The sequence below is a fragment of the uncultured Paraglaciecola sp. genome, assembly GCF_943787955.1.
Lineage (GTDB): Bacteria > Pseudomonadota > Gammaproteobacteria > Enterobacterales > Alteromonadaceae > Paraglaciecola.
On the sequence record NZ_CALSOK010000010.1, the window covers coordinates 1 to 13298 of the forward strand.

Sequence of the window (13298 nt, forward strand, 5' to 3'; positions counted from 1 at the left end):
GAATTACTAAAAGGTAGATTGGCTCCAGTATTTTAACCGTTCGGTAATTTTAGCTGAAATGGTCTCACCACAATAAGCGGTCACCGCTGGATTTTTAGATAAGGTCGTTAGCGAAGCAGAATTTGCACCTAGTGTGACAATCGATTGCTTAGGCGATGACAAAACTAGATATGAAAGCCCATCACTAGACTAAGCTAAAAGCACCCGCTGAATCATCGCAAGTGCTCGAAGTGTGTAACGAAAAAGACCGACATAGCAGCCTTTAGTTGCGTGTATATCGATTATCATAAATGAGAATATTTTGAATAAAGAATTTGCTTCACTGGGTTTAAACAACGCTTTGCTCGACAACCTGGAATCTATGGGTTTCAAAGAAATGACCGACATTCAAGCTATTAGCTTGCCAGCCATTATTGAAGGCAAAGATGTCGTTGGCCAAGCCAAAACAGGTAGCGGTAAAACAGCTGCTTTTGGTTTAGGTTTATTACATAATCTCAAGGTGAAGCGATTTCGAGTTCAAGCATTGGTCATGTGCCCTACTCGAGAGCTGGCAGAACAAGTGGCGTTAGAAATTCGTAAGTTAGGCCGTGGTATTCATAATATTAAAGTATTAACTTTATGTGGTGGCACGCCTTTGGGTCCGCAAATCGGTTCATTGGAGCATGGTGCACATATAATTGTGGGTACGCCAGGGCGCCTCATGGACCATTTGTTTCGCCAACGCCTAGATTTAAGTGAGGTGAATATTTTAGTGCTCGACGAAGCCGATCGTATGTTAGATATGGGCTTTGAAGTAGAAATGGCCAAAGTGATTGATGCAGTGCCTCTGGATCGCCAAACCTTGCTGTTTTCTGCCACTTTTCCTGATTCTATTGCGCAGATAAGCAGAGATGTACAGCGCAACCCACTAGAAGTCAGTGTTGAAGCCACTCATGAACCTACCAGTATTGAACAACTGTTTTTTGAAGTAGAAGAGCCTCATCGCATTAAAGCGGTAGCAGCAATGTTAAGTCACTATCAAACAGAATCGGCTATCGTATTTTGTAATACTAAAATTGCCTGTCAAGAAGTAGCAGAGGAACTGACTAAATTGGGCGTGTCTGTATTAGCCTTGCACGGTGATTTAGAGCAGCGTGACAGAACTGAAGTGTTAACCCGGTTCTCGAACCGTAGTGTATCTGTGTTGGTCGCTACAGATGTTGCTTCGCGGGGGTTGGATATTAAAGCAGTGAATGCGGTCATCAGTTACCAAATCACTCCAGACCCTGAAGTACATATTCACCGTATTGGTCGAACAGGTCGTGCGGATGCCAAAGGTTTAGCACTAACCCTGTGTACCAAAAAAGAAATCCCTCGCGCCAATGCGATTGAAGATTATCAAAAAGCTAAGATAAAATGGACCGGTATCCAAGCGCTACGTTTTCATGCTAACCGTCTTATCGAGCCCGAATATTCCACAATATGTATCGATGGCGGCAAAAAGAGTAAAATCCGACCAGGAGATATTTTGGGCGCCTTAACAAAAGACGCTGATATTGCCGGTGATGACATAGGCAAAATCAACGTGACAGCCACTCATACTTATGTGGCAGTTAAAACTCGCAGCATTAAACGAGCCCTTAAACAGTTTAATGAAGGCAAATTGAAAGGGCGTAAGTTTAAAGCTAGAAAGCTAAGCTAAGAGCAGCAGCGAGCCATGAACTACTAAGTTCTAGCAGAAGCTAAATACTTGACGATGTTAAAACTGATGTCATACAAAGTCAGCAAAAATAGAAACGGGGCGATAGATGAGTATACAATAAAAACCGTTTCTATTTCAAAAATGCAATACACCCTAGCTTTTGACAATGCTATTAGGGATAAACTACTACGGTTACTAAGTTCGATACCGCAGCAAAATATAGGCACGGCAAAATATAAAGATATGTTGCCTGGCCTAAATTTTTGCTTAATTATTTAAGGCTGCATCACTAAGATATCTGTCTTTAATAACGCTAATACACCTTCAGCGGTATTGCCCATTAGTTTGGCTTTTAAGCCTTTGCGTCCAATGCTGCCAATAACCACCAGTCCCGCAGCGTGTTTTGAGGCGAGACTTGGGATCACCTTTGCGGCTGAGCCGGCCTTAATATGAATATTTTCCACTGGAATGTTGTGATCTCCCAACATTCTTTGAATAAGTGGAATATATTTAATTTTGGCTTCTTTAACAGCCGTTTTGGTATCTATTACACCTAAGTCTTTAAGTACATTTGAGATAGGTAAACTGTAGCAAATATGCAATGGCATATTTGTGCTTGTGGCAAAGCTGATCCCTGCATCAACCAATTTTTGATTGAGTGCTTGTTTTGCTTTGAAGTGAGTACCTAAATCAAGTGACACCATAATCGTTTGTTTCTTGCGCCACTTTTTTTCTGCTACAAGTAAAGTGGGCACAAGGTTATTACGGATCAAGTGCCAATCTGTAGGCACATAAAACAAACCTTCGCTGCGGTGTCCTGTCTTAATGATTAAATCGTAGGATTGGGAGGCACAATGCTTTTTAACCCAACCTACAATATCTTTTGCCCATAACACTTCACTTGTTGATTTTGCTTGCAGACTTAATTTAGTCATTTGGCCATCAAGCCAATTTTTACCTGATGAAAGAATTTTATTCTGAACCTCGAGCTGCTGTTCATTGTTTAATTTGGTTTCTAGGGTAGCAAAATGCTCATAATTAAAAGCCACAATATGAAGTTTCGCCCCATAGCGGTCAACCAATGACTTTGCATGCGCTAGCGCACTTTGTTGCTTGTCTTGTTGATCTGAAATGACTAAGATATTATCAATTTTCATCTGTGTTTCCTTAACGTTACTCAAATGTATTTTATCCTTTTAAGCAGAAATGTATTTGATCTACAACAATAAATAGCAGTGGTGAAGCCACAAAAAAACAAACTCTTTTTGATTGGGGAAATCAACGACGGTGTTACTTTCGATGCACAAGTTTACTTTATCCTAAGTTACACCCTCGTCATTCGTCGCAGATAACAATTAAGGCAGCCGCTGCCCCACAGCGCCATTAAGTAATAAAATCTGGGCTAAATAAGTATATTAGAGAAATGATGAGGTGTTCCGGTCCACTCCAGTCAGACCTTTTCTTTAAATATATTTATATTTAATCGGTGACATATCACCATTAGCAATAAGAGGCTGGACTTGATAGTCATATTATTTATAAGCTGTGACATCTTGTTTCACATCCCCAATAAATATCCAGCATACAAAAACTTGCAAGACAATGTGGCTGTAGTGAATAAATTATTAGGATCGTTTTATTTTCATTCTTTTTTTCAGTCTGCGGGCTGTTGACTGAGTTTAACTAACTTGTTGATGAAAATTTGATGTTGGTCTAAATCAAAGTGTGGGATAAAGTGTTTCAACATTTTAATTTATAAATTGAACATTCCTGAACGACACGATTATTTCACTTTTAGGATATATCACTTGGATACTGATTTTATTAGTTTGCTTAGCCACTTACCGTACTCTGCTAGTTGCTAAAAAAAAGCAGGCAATTATGGCTTTAAGCCTGATGGTTCTGACTCACCAGCCTTTGGTGAACGGATAACCAGAGCTCAAAGTAATTGTGTTGAGAGTTTTGCGTTTATGGGTGGTTTGATGTTGTTGGCACTGGCGACTGATTCGGCTGCAATCACCAATGGATTAGCGTTACCGTTGTTGGTAGCGCGTTTAGGGCAGTCTATTACGCACTTGATATCGACTAGTGTATTGGCGGTGCAAATTCGTTTTCTTTTTTTCTTGGCACAGATTGGTATTTGTTTTTATTGGGTGGTGCTATTTGCCACAAAATTTATTGGAGCCTAGCAGTATGTCAAAACCGACAATTGAACAGTTGCTTGGGGTCTCCCCTTGCGAATATGCGGAAGGTTTACCAATAGAGCAGTTTATCCAGCCTGGCATTCATCAAATGTGGTCGCCAATGCCTCGCATTGCTGGCCCTGCTTTTACTGTGAAGTGTGCAAAGGGTGATCACCTAAGCTTACATGCAGCAATTTACCGTGCTAAAGCAGGTGATGTGATTGTAGTTGAAGCAGGCCCTGATTATGCTAATACCGGTGGCAATGTTTGCGCAATCGCTAAGCAGCGAGGCATTGTGGCTATGATTATTGATGGATTTATTCGTGATATTGGCGAAATACGTGATGCGCAGTTTCCGGTTTACGCCCGTGGCTTGATGCCTAAGCCCGGGGCTAAAGAACAAATATTTCCTCTTAATCAACCTATTCAATGTGGTGGTGTCACAGTAAATGCCGGTGATTACATTGTGGCCGATGAAGATGGTATTGCGGTTATTCCGCAAGTTAAGCTAGCAGAGGTTTATAACCTTGCTAAAGCTCGAACCGATAAAGATGCGGCGATGGATTTAGCTGAATGGAAAGCGCAACATTCGAAAAAAATTGAATCGAAGCTGCAACAATTAGGGTATTCTGATTAGCCTAATTTAAGATTAAGGTTTGCTGAGTTTTTAACGCCATCAAGCCATGTTATTCCAAGGTCAATAATCTCCATGTTTTCATTTTTTGAACGGTTAACCAATCCGTTTCCTGTTGAACATCCTTCACAACCACCAAATACCATTTTTGCTTTTTGTTGTTATTACACTAAAGGAATGTGGCCGGTGATCTTTGCTGTGTCATTGCTGTCGGCAGCCATCGCCATATTAGAAGTGTCTTTATTTGGATTTCTTGGTCAACTAGTTGATTGGTTGGCTGAAAGTGATCCTGACACTTTTCTTGAAAGAGAAGCGGGCAGTTTGATTTGGATGGGGGTACTGATTTTAGTTATTTTACCAATATTAGTTATCACCCAATCTTTTTTGTCGCACCAAGGTTTGATGGGAAATTACCCTATGCAAATTCGTTGGCAAGCTCACAGATATATTATTGGTCAAAGCTTAGGTTTTTTTCAAAATGAGTTTGCTGGACGAATAGCAACCAAGGTCATGCAAACGGCTTTGTCAGTGCGTGAAGCCGTGATGAAAACCTTAGATATTTTTGTCTATGTAGGTGTGTATTTTTTCAGTATCTTATATTTAGTTATGTCGGCAGACTGGCGTTTGAGTATGCCACTTATTATATGGTTTGTTGTCTATGTGGTGATACTAAGCACTTTGATACCTAAGTTGAAACGCGTGTCACAAAAACAGGCTGATGCCCGTTCTATGATGACAGGGCGCATTGTGGATAGTTATACGAACATTGCCACAGTAAAACTTTTTGCCCACACCAGCAGAGAAGAAGAGTATGCAAAAGAGGGCATGTCTGGTTTTCTAAAAAGTGTCTATCCACAAATGCGTTTGGTTACCGTGCTTTATGGTTGTGTGTGGTTTAGTAATGCACTATTAGTGTTCAGTATTAGTGCCCTGGCCATTTATTTATGGACGCTTGAATTGGTAACGCCTGGCGAAATAGCCATTACTATCAGTTTAAGTCTGCGTCTCAACGGTATGTCTCAATGGATCATGTGGGAAGTATCATCATTATTTGAAAATATAGGTACGGTGCAAGATGGCATTAATAGCTTGTCTGTGCCTGTTGATATCAAGGATATTGATGAAGCGAAAATACTTAAAATGAACGGCGGTGCCATTCACTTTAATAAGGTGAATTTTGGCTACAAGGGCGCTAATGATATCCCTATTTCAGTATTTAGAGACTTAGATATCAACATAAAAGCGGGTGAAAAAGTGGGTTTAGTTGGGCGCTCAGGTGCCGGGAAATCTACTTTGGTTAATTTATTATTACGTTTTTATGATATTCAAAGTGGCACAATCAAGATTGATGGCCAGGATATCAGCCAGGTTCAACAAAGTTCGTTGCGGGCCAATATTAGTATGGTCACTCAAGACACGTCTTTGTTACATCGCTCAGTAAGAGACAATATTTTATACGGCAAGTTAGACGCCAGTGAAGAAGATATGCTTCTGGCGGCCAGTCAAGCTGAATCTCATGAGTTCATCCAGACATTGTCTGACTTAAAAGGACGAGTAGGGTATGACGCCCATGTAGGTGAACGTGGTGTGAAACTCTCCGGTGGTCAACGTCAGCGTATTGCCATAGCCCGTGTGATGTTAAAAGACGCGCCGATTTTAATTTTAGATGAAGCCACGTCGGCACTGGACTCTGAAGTGGAGGCGGCAATTCAACATTGTTTAGATAAAGTCATGGAGAATAAAACAGTACTTGCTATTGCCCACAGACTTTCAACTATTGCGCAAATGGATAGGTTGTTGGTGCTCGACGAAGGAAAGATAGTTGAATCGGGTACACATGCGGAATTAATTCGCAAACACGGGATTTATGCCAAGTTGTGGGAGCATCAAACCGGTGGGTTTATAGGGTTGGAATAGAGGCATAAACGCAATGGCTAGGAATTTCGATTGATAGACATGGTAGTACAGGGTGTTCTGATTTCTGGCGGGCTAATTATCGCAATAGGTGCTCAAAACGCCTTTGTTTTGCGCCAAGGTTTACTCAAACAAAGAGTGTTTTATGCCTGTGCAGTGTGTTTTCTCTGTGATGCGATTTTAATCACCCTAGGCATACTTGGAGTAGGAACTGTATTACAAAAATGGCCTTTTTTCTTGAATATACTAGCAATACTCGGGGCGTCATTTTTGTATTGGTATGGTCTGAATTCATTTATAAAAGCCTATCGAGGAAATAGCCACTTACGTATTGAAGATACAGCCAGCAAACAGCAGTCAATTGGCAAATTAATGTTAACTACACTGGCCATTACCTTGCTTAATCCTCACGTGTATATAGACACTTTAGTGATCATCGGTGGGATTGGTGGCACCTTGAGTAGCGAAGAAAAACCTTGGTTCTTACTGGGTTCAGTGATGGCTTCCTTTATTTGGTTCTTTGGTTTAGGTTACGCATCGAAAAAGCTCATCCCATTTTTTGAAAGTAGCAGAACATGGGTGGTGTTAGACTTTATAATTGGCATAATAATGTGCTGGATAGCCACAGGTTTAATCATGTTTTTTTATCAGAATCAACTTGCATAACTTCGATTTTAAGTCAGGTCCTATAGACGATTTTATTGCTCCTATTTGTCTCGAGAAAATCGAAATATTGTTTGAGGATGAATATCTGTTGGCTATCAACAAGCCCAGTGGATTATTGAGTTTGTCCGGTAAAAACCCGCTGAATAAAGATTCGGTACACTATCGTTTAACACAACAATATGGCGACATTACTTTGGCCCATCGCTTGGATTTTGGTACTTCAGGTGTGATGTTATTAGCTAAAAATAAAGTGGTTAATGCAAACCTGACCAAGCAATTCCAAGCTCGCAGTGTGATAAAACGGTATCTGAGTATTTTGGCTGGCGAAGTGTTAGATGATGAAGGGCTGATTGATTTACCCATAGCCAAGGACAAATTGTTATTCCCACGGCTTAAAATTTGCCATCAAGATGGCAAGTCTGCTCAGAGTCACTTTCAAGTCATTGAAAGGTTGAATGATCCTGTTCGTACTAGAGTGATTTTTACGCCTTTGACTGGGAGAACACATCAGTTGCGACTTCACAGCCAGGCCATTGGGCATCCCATCTATAGGGTGTGATCTTGTATGGCACAGCAAGCTACCCAAGCCATGGCAAGCTAGGCTGTTGTTGCACGCCCTCGACTTCACCTTTCAGCCACCCGCAATCTCAAAAGCGGATGACCTTGACCAGCCCTTGTCCGTTTTAGACTATCTATATATTGAGCGAGGCAGCCAACAGCCCAATTAATCCCCCAAAAACTCCGCCCCACACCACTAGCCAACCCAAATGTTCCCTGATCATACTCTGAATAATGTCTTTGACCATTTTGGGCGTCAGTTCGTCCAGTCGTTGTTCAACAATTGTATTGATTTTTTCGTGCAGGTCTTGCTGTATATCTGGCTGTGTTAATTCTTGTTGCAATAGTAATGTGAATTTAGGATCTTGAGTAATATCTTCTAAGGGCCGCGCCCATTTTATTCACAAAAGGTTGTCGCATCGGCTCTAAGGCTTCAACACCCCCAAACATTCCGAGCATCTGTCCAAATGAAGAATCTTTGATAACTTCAACCAATGAATCAAATGTGGGTGCCAAATCCACCTTTTTAATAATAGGCGCAAAGTCCACGTGTACAGGTTGTTTGTTGTCAGTTAAAAAACGTTGTATGTTTTCTTTACTAAAAAACTGCGCCATCACCAGCGTGCGGATCCCGCTTTTAAAATCTTCGAAGCGTTCTGGTATTACCCCGGAGCCATACAATCCGGGTACTTTTTCAAATAACATATGTACTGCGATCCAATTGGTTAACGCACCTGATATAGCAAATAGCCCGACAGTTTTAATGATGACGTTGTCTAACATAAAACCCAGCAAAACTATGGCGAGGGCTAACCCATTGGTGATAATGCTCTTGTTCAAAGAAATGACTCCAAGACGTTTAAATTAGAAAGGGGTTATATCAGTAATATGGAACCTGTCAACATAGTTAAACTGGAATACTCAACTTTAGATTGGTTATTCTTAGAATAATTTGCATATAACTTGCAAATTATTTGCCAATTTACAAATTAAAAGATGCTCTCAATAATTGAGGTTAAACTAATATTGTTGCCATCAACATTGAGCATCATATTCGGTTCTCTTTTTCTTTAAAATCATTATATAAGCAGTCAAAAATACTCATTTTGAAACTTAAAGTTATATTCAAATAATTTGTGTAAATGAGAATTTTAAACAACAATATTACGTGGTTTGAATATTAATAAAGTTACTTTGCATATAAAATCTAAGAGCAAGGTAAATAATATCAATAAAACTTCCCGGTACCCTTAAGAGCTTATTTAAAGCTAAAATATAAGCATTTAAGAAACAGAAAAGTTAATGAATATAATATTTATTAACTAGATTTATATACTGCTCACTTGTCTTCTTTCATCTTTCTTCTTGAATACCCGATGTCAATAAGTATAATACGGCTCCCTCCTTGATAGTGATTCAGAATTTTTCCCGAAAAATAAATGATTCTACAAGGTTGATGTAACTAAAATTTGCGTTGTTGGGTAGAAATTTAGTATCCGATAATCGCTATGAGTTTTAGGGGTGTAGTTCCAATTGGTAGAACAGCGGTCTCCAAAACCGATGGTTGGGGGTTCGAATCCCTCCACCCCTGCCATTTTATTGGCAAAAAATGTCCCATTTTCAGGTGACGACATAACGAATAAGAGAGTTAGGGTTTAGCATGAGTGAAAATACAGAAAACAATTCCAACCCTTTAGACATGTTGAAGTGGCTGGTTATATTTGGTTTGTTAGGGGGCGTAGTTGCTGTTAATCACTTTTTTCCAGAACTTTCCGTTCTGTATATTGCCCTAATAGCCGTCGCTGTTGTGGGAATGTCAGGTTTTATAGCTTCTACCACAGTGAAAGGCAGCACTTTCATTACTTTTGCAAAAGAATCACGTATTGAAGTACGCAAGGTCGTATGGCCCACTCGTCAAGAAACGACGACGACGACTATGATCGTCTTAGCCGCGACTGTTGTGGTGGCACTTATTTTGTGGGGACTAGACGGGATCATCGTTGAGATTGTCTCGTTTATAACTGGATTAGGGATTTAAGGTATGTCTGATAAAAAATGGTACGTAGTTCAAGCTTTTTCTGGTTATGAAGGCCGTGTTCAAAAAACATTGTTAGAACATATTAAAATGAACGAGATGGAAGACTACTTTGGCGAAATCTTAGTGCCAACCGAAGAAGTGGTCGAAATGCGTGCAGGGCAACAAAGAAAAAGTGAACGTAAATTCTTTCCAGGTTACGTATTAGTTCAAATGGATATGAATGAAGATTCATGGCATTTGGTTAAAAGTGTGCCTCGTGTCCTAGGATTCATTGGTGGTACGTCAGACCGCCCAGCACCTATTACCAATAAAGAAGCCGATGCTATTTTAAACCGACTTCAAGAAGGCGTTGATAAACCTAAACCAAAAACGTTGTTCGAACCAGGCGAAGTAGTACGTGTTACCGATGGACCGTTTGCAGATTTCAATGGTGTTGTCGAGGAAGTCGATTACGAAAAGAGCCGCTTAAAAGTATCAGTATTAATCTTTGGTCGTTCTACACCGGTAGAGCTAGAGTTTGGTCAGGTAGAAAAAGGCTAAATTTAGCTACAAATCAGTAATAAAAAAAGATGCAAATTGCATCTTTTTTTATTACTGAAAAACACACGTTTCTATATCAGCTTAGACAACCGCCACCAACTAAATTGCTGTTTTACCCAACCTGCATATCCATTAAAAAAGATAATGCTGAGGTAATTAAACAATAAGTGAATTAGCTTAAAACAGTTAATATCTTGAATATCTTCATGGTCAGATTAATGAATTTGTGAATGCAGCAATGTTTATTGTTACTTTATGGTGGATAATGTGCTCATAGATGCTCGTAATGTAATATTTAGTGCATAAAATTAAAGATTGTTAACAATAAGACTTGTGCGAAGACGCCGTTTAATCTACAATTCGCGACCGATTTTTATTAGAACGGGAAGCCTATAGAGTAAGCATTCTCAGTGTTTACAAGGCGTTATACCCAAATTAGAGAGTATTATCATGGCGAAGAAAGTCACAGGCTTAATTAAGCTACAGGTTGCGGCTGGTGCTGCGAACCCTAGTCCTCCAGTTGGTCCTGCACTAGGTCAACATGGTGTAAACATCATGGAGTTCTGTAAAGCGTTTAACGCAAAAACAGAATCTCTTGAAAAAGGCTCTCCTGTACCAGTAGAAATTACTGTTTACGAAGATCGTTCTTTCACATTCCTAACTAAAACACCTCCTGCTTCTTTCTTACTAAAGAAAGCTGCTGGCATAAAAAGTGGTTCTGGCCGTCCTAACACTGAAAAAGTGGGTCAAGTGACGCGCGAGCAATTAGAAGAAATTGCTAAAACCAAAGAACCTGATTTGACTGCAGCAAGTTTAGATGCAGCAGTAAACACCATCGCTGGCTCTGCACGCAGCATGGGCTTAGTGGTAGAGGGATAAGACATGGCTAAATTATCAAAACGCGCTCGCTTAGTTTCAGAAAAAGTTGATGCGACTAAAGAATACGAATTTAACGAAGCGGTTACTTTATTAAAAGAATTAGCTACTGCTAAATTTGCAGAAAGTGTTGATGTCGCCGTTAACCTTGGCATAGATGCACGTAAATCTGACCAAAATGTTCGTGGCGCCACTGTATTACCAAATGGCACAGGTAAAGACGTACGTGTTGCAGTGTTTACACAGGGTGCAAACGTTGAAGCTGCAAAAGCTGCCGGTGCTGACATTGTTGGTATGGAAGATTTAGCAGAACTAGTGAAAAAAGGCGAAATGAATTTTGACGTTGTTGTTGCATCACCAGATGCGATGCGCGTTGTTGGTCAGTTAGGACAAATATTGGGTCCACGTGGTCTTATGCCTAATCCTAAAACCGGTACGGTTACACCCGATGTTGCTACGGCAGTTAAGAATGCTAAAGCAGGTCAGGTACGTTATCGTAACGATAAAAACGGTATTATCCATGCAAGCATTGGTAAAATCGCTTTTGAAGCAAACCAGATTAAAGAAAACTTGGCAGCATTGCTAGAAGCGCTTAACAAAGCTAAGCCTTCTTCAGCAAAAGGCACTTTCATTAAGAAAATTAGCCTTAGTACAACAATGGGTGCGGGTGTTTCTCTAGATCAAGCTAGCTTAGACGCTAAGTAAGTTTGGTTTTAGCAGGTAGCGAGTAGGTTACCTGTTTCTCTATAAAGGTTGTGGGTTGGAGTCTGAGTTTAACTTTTTGTAAAATTAGCTAAACGACAGACTCCCGTCCAAGACCGCAGGCGTAAGTTGGTGAATGAAGTAAGAGAGCATTCGCCTAGACAGTGGTCATAAATATCACTTGTCGCAAACAACTTACTTAAAAAGCGAGCCTGCGCAGACGGTGGTTTCGACTCAGACTCTCTGGGATTAACGAACACCGTAGAGCGGTGGATTTGTATTCTTTTCCCAAAGATTAGAAGCAATGATATCAATCTGTGAATCCTGAAACGGATATTTCAAAAGAAATGATGTTTCAGACTTTAAGAGGTGAACTCAGTGGCATTAGGCTTAGCAGCAAAAAAAGAGATCGTAGCAGAGATAAACGATGTTGCGTCTCGAGCTCTATCTGTTGCCGTCGCTGAATACCGTGGGATGGAAGTGGCAGAGTTAACTGACCTTCGAATTAAAGCCCGTGAACAAGGTGTTTACTTACGAGTAGTTCGTAACACACTTGCAAAACGTGCTTTAGCTGAAAGTAAGTTTTCTGACATGGACAGTGCTTTAACTGGTCCGTTAATCTATGGTTTTTCCATAGAAGCACCTGGTAGTGCTGCACGTCTTTTTAAAGACTATGCAAAAACGAACAACAAGTTAAACGTAACTGCACTTTCTATTGGTAGTGGTTTGTTGGGTCCAGAAAAACTGGATGCAGTAGCGTCACTTCCTACCCGCGACGAAGCGTTGGCAAGATTACTTGCTACCTTCAAAGCACCTGTCGAGAAATTCGTTCGTACTATCAACGAAGTTCCAGGCAAGTTTGTGCGTGTATTGGCGGCGATCAAAGACGAAAAATAGTTTTCGTCTTTGGCATTATAAATTTTTAACATTAAACCCAGGAGTTTAGAGAAATGGCTCTAACTAAAGATGATATATTAAATGCTATTGCTGAAATGCCAGTAATGGAACTTGTGGAACTTATTGAAGCGGCTGAAGAAAAATTCAACGTTTCTGCTGCAGCAGCTGTTGCTGTTGCTGGTCCTGCTGCAGCTGCTGAAGCTGTAGAAGAGCAGACTGAATTTGATGTGGTTATGACATCTTTTGGTGCAAATAAAGTTTCAGTAATCAAAGCGGTACGTACTGCTACAGGTCTTGGATTGAAAGAAGCGAAAACTTTAGTTGAAGCTGCTCCAACACCTGTAAAAGAAGGCGTTTCTAAAGAAGATGCTGAAGAACTTAAGAAGACGCTTGAAGAAGCTGGCGCTGAAGTTGAGCTTAAATAATAATCTGTCTAAACACAGATTGTTAGCCTGAAATGGCATAGGCTGGTGACTTTTTAGTCACCAGCCTTTTTGCGCTGTAGGATTTACTATTTTCATCCTTTGATATTAGTCCTAGTTTAAGAAGTGCAAATTGTAGATAAAACTAAATAAAACCAATAAGTTAAGTAAGCCTCTTAATGACTTT

12 protein-coding genes, 1 tRNA gene and 2 pseudogenes are annotated in these 13298 nt (G+C 40.2%); 13 read left to right on the plus strand and 2 right to left on the minus strand.

Features of this window, described 5'->3' with window-relative positions; genetic code table 11:
• Positions 1-301 precede the first annotated feature (301 nt).
• Entirely contained in the window at positions 302-1681 is a 1380-nt protein-coding gene (gene dbpA / locus Q0Y52_RS07700) for an ATP-dependent RNA helicase DbpA (protein WP_297820250.1), read from the plus strand.
• A gap of 275 nt (positions 1682-1956) precedes the next feature.
• Here the strand turns inward: dbpA and Q0Y52_RS07705 are convergent, their stop codons facing one another.
• Entirely contained in the window at positions 1957-2838 is an 882-nt protein-coding gene (locus Q0Y52_RS07705; protein ID WP_297820253.1) for a universal stress protein, read from the minus strand.
• Positions 2839-3609: 771 nt separating this feature from the next.
• Here Q0Y52_RS07705 and Q0Y52_RS07710 point away from each other — a divergent pair.
• The 5 genes and pseudogenes from Q0Y52_RS07710 (at position 3610) to Q0Y52_RS07730 (ending at position 7765) form a co-directional block, all read left to right on the plus strand.
• Positions 3610-3870, plus strand: a complete 261-nt coding sequence (locus Q0Y52_RS07710; protein WP_297821471.1) for an MAPEG family protein — start codon at positions 3610-3612, stop codon at positions 3868-3870.
• Between the two features lie 4 nt (positions 3871-3874).
• Positions 3875-4501: an RraA family protein gene (locus tag Q0Y52_RS07715; protein ID WP_297820255.1), complete on the plus strand. Its 627-nt coding sequence runs from the start codon at positions 3875-3877 to the stop codon at positions 4499-4501.
• Positions 4502-4573: 72 nt separating this feature from the next.
• Positions 4574-6415: an ABC transporter ATP-binding protein gene (locus tag Q0Y52_RS07720; protein ID WP_297820258.1), complete on the plus strand. Its 1842-nt coding sequence runs from the start codon at positions 4574-4576 to the stop codon at positions 6413-6415.
• 39 nt (positions 6416-6454) lie between these two features.
• Positions 6455-7078, plus strand: coding sequence for a LysE/ArgO family amino acid transporter (locus tag Q0Y52_RS07725; RefSeq protein WP_297821473.1), 624 nt, complete (start codon positions 6455-6457; stop codon positions 7076-7078).
• Positions 7079-7100: 22 nt separating this feature from the next.
• A pseudogene (locus Q0Y52_RS07730) lies at positions 7101-7765 on the plus strand (RluA family pseudouridine synthase).
• 5 nt (positions 7766-7770) lie between these two features.
• On the opposite strand, the pseudogene Q0Y52_RS07735 reads toward Q0Y52_RS07730, so the two are convergent.
• Positions 7771-8476, minus strand: a pseudogene (locus Q0Y52_RS07735) (DUF445 domain-containing protein).
• Between the two features lie 677 nt (positions 8477-9153).
• Between Q0Y52_RS07735 and Q0Y52_RS07740 the strand changes: the two are divergent.
• The 7 genes from Q0Y52_RS07740 (at position 9154) to rplL (ending at position 13114) form a co-directional block, all read left to right on the plus strand.
• Positions 9154-9230: transfer RNA gene (locus Q0Y52_RS07740), tRNA-Trp, on the plus strand.
• Between the two features lie 66 nt (positions 9231-9296).
• Positions 9297-9674, plus strand: a complete 378-nt coding sequence (gene secE, locus Q0Y52_RS07745; protein ID WP_297820261.1) for a preprotein translocase subunit SecE — start codon at positions 9297-9299, stop codon at positions 9672-9674.
• 3 nt (positions 9675-9677) lie between these two features.
• Positions 9678-10214, plus strand: a complete 537-nt coding sequence (gene nusG, locus Q0Y52_RS07750; protein ID WP_297820264.1) for a transcription termination/antitermination protein NusG — start codon at positions 9678-9680, stop codon at positions 10212-10214.
• 450 nt (positions 10215-10664) lie between these two features.
• Positions 10665-11093 carry a 50S ribosomal protein L11 gene (gene rplK, locus Q0Y52_RS07755; protein WP_297820267.1) on the plus strand — a complete coding sequence of 143 codons (429 nt, stop codon included), beginning with the start codon at positions 10665-10667 and terminating at the stop codon, positions 11091-11093.
• 3 nt (positions 11094-11096) lie between these two features.
• Positions 11097-11795 carry a 50S ribosomal protein L1 gene (gene rplA / locus Q0Y52_RS07760; protein ID WP_297820270.1) on the plus strand — a complete coding sequence of 233 codons (699 nt, stop codon included), beginning with the start codon at positions 11097-11099 and terminating at the stop codon, positions 11793-11795.
• A 375-nt stretch (positions 11796-12170) separates the two neighbouring features.
• Positions 12171-12689, plus strand: a complete 519-nt coding sequence (gene rplJ / locus Q0Y52_RS07765; protein ID WP_297820272.1) for a 50S ribosomal protein L10 — start codon at positions 12171-12173, stop codon at positions 12687-12689.
• 53 nt (positions 12690-12742) lie between these two features.
• Positions 12743-13114, plus strand: a complete 372-nt coding sequence (rplL, locus tag Q0Y52_RS07770; protein ID WP_297820274.1) for a 50S ribosomal protein L7/L12 — start codon at positions 12743-12745, stop codon at positions 13112-13114.
• The last annotated feature ends 184 nt before the right edge of the window (positions 13115-13298 follow it).

Coding starts and splice junctions, on each gene's coding strand:
- rplL (WP_297820274.1), top strand. CDS start 12,743: ATGGCTCTAACTAAAGATGATATATTAAATGCTATTGCTGAAATGCCA.
- Q0Y52_RS07725 (WP_297821473.1), top strand. CDS start 6,455: ATGGTAGTACAGGGTGTTCTGATTTCTGGCGGGCTAATTATCGCAATA.
- rplA (WP_297820270.1), top strand. CDS start 11,097: ATGGCTAAATTATCAAAACGCGCTCGCTTAGTTTCAGAAAAAGTTGAT.
- secE (WP_297820261.1), top strand. CDS start 9,297: ATGAGTGAAAATACAGAAAACAATTCCAACCCTTTAGACATGTTGAAG.
- Q0Y52_RS07705 (WP_297820253.1), bottom strand. CDS start 2,838: ATGAAAATTGATAATATCTTAGTCATTTCAGATCAACAAGACAAGCAA.
- Q0Y52_RS07715 (WP_297820255.1), top strand. CDS start 3,875: ATGTCAAAACCGACAATTGAACAGTTGCTTGGGGTCTCCCCTTGCGAA.
- Q0Y52_RS07720 (WP_297820258.1), top strand. CDS start 4,574: ATGTTTTCATTTTTTGAACGGTTAACCAATCCGTTTCCTGTTGAACAT.
- rplK (WP_297820267.1), top strand. CDS start 10,665: ATGGCGAAGAAAGTCACAGGCTTAATTAAGCTACAGGTTGCGGCTGGT.
- nusG (WP_297820264.1), top strand. CDS start 9,678: ATGTCTGATAAAAAATGGTACGTAGTTCAAGCTTTTTCTGGTTATGAA.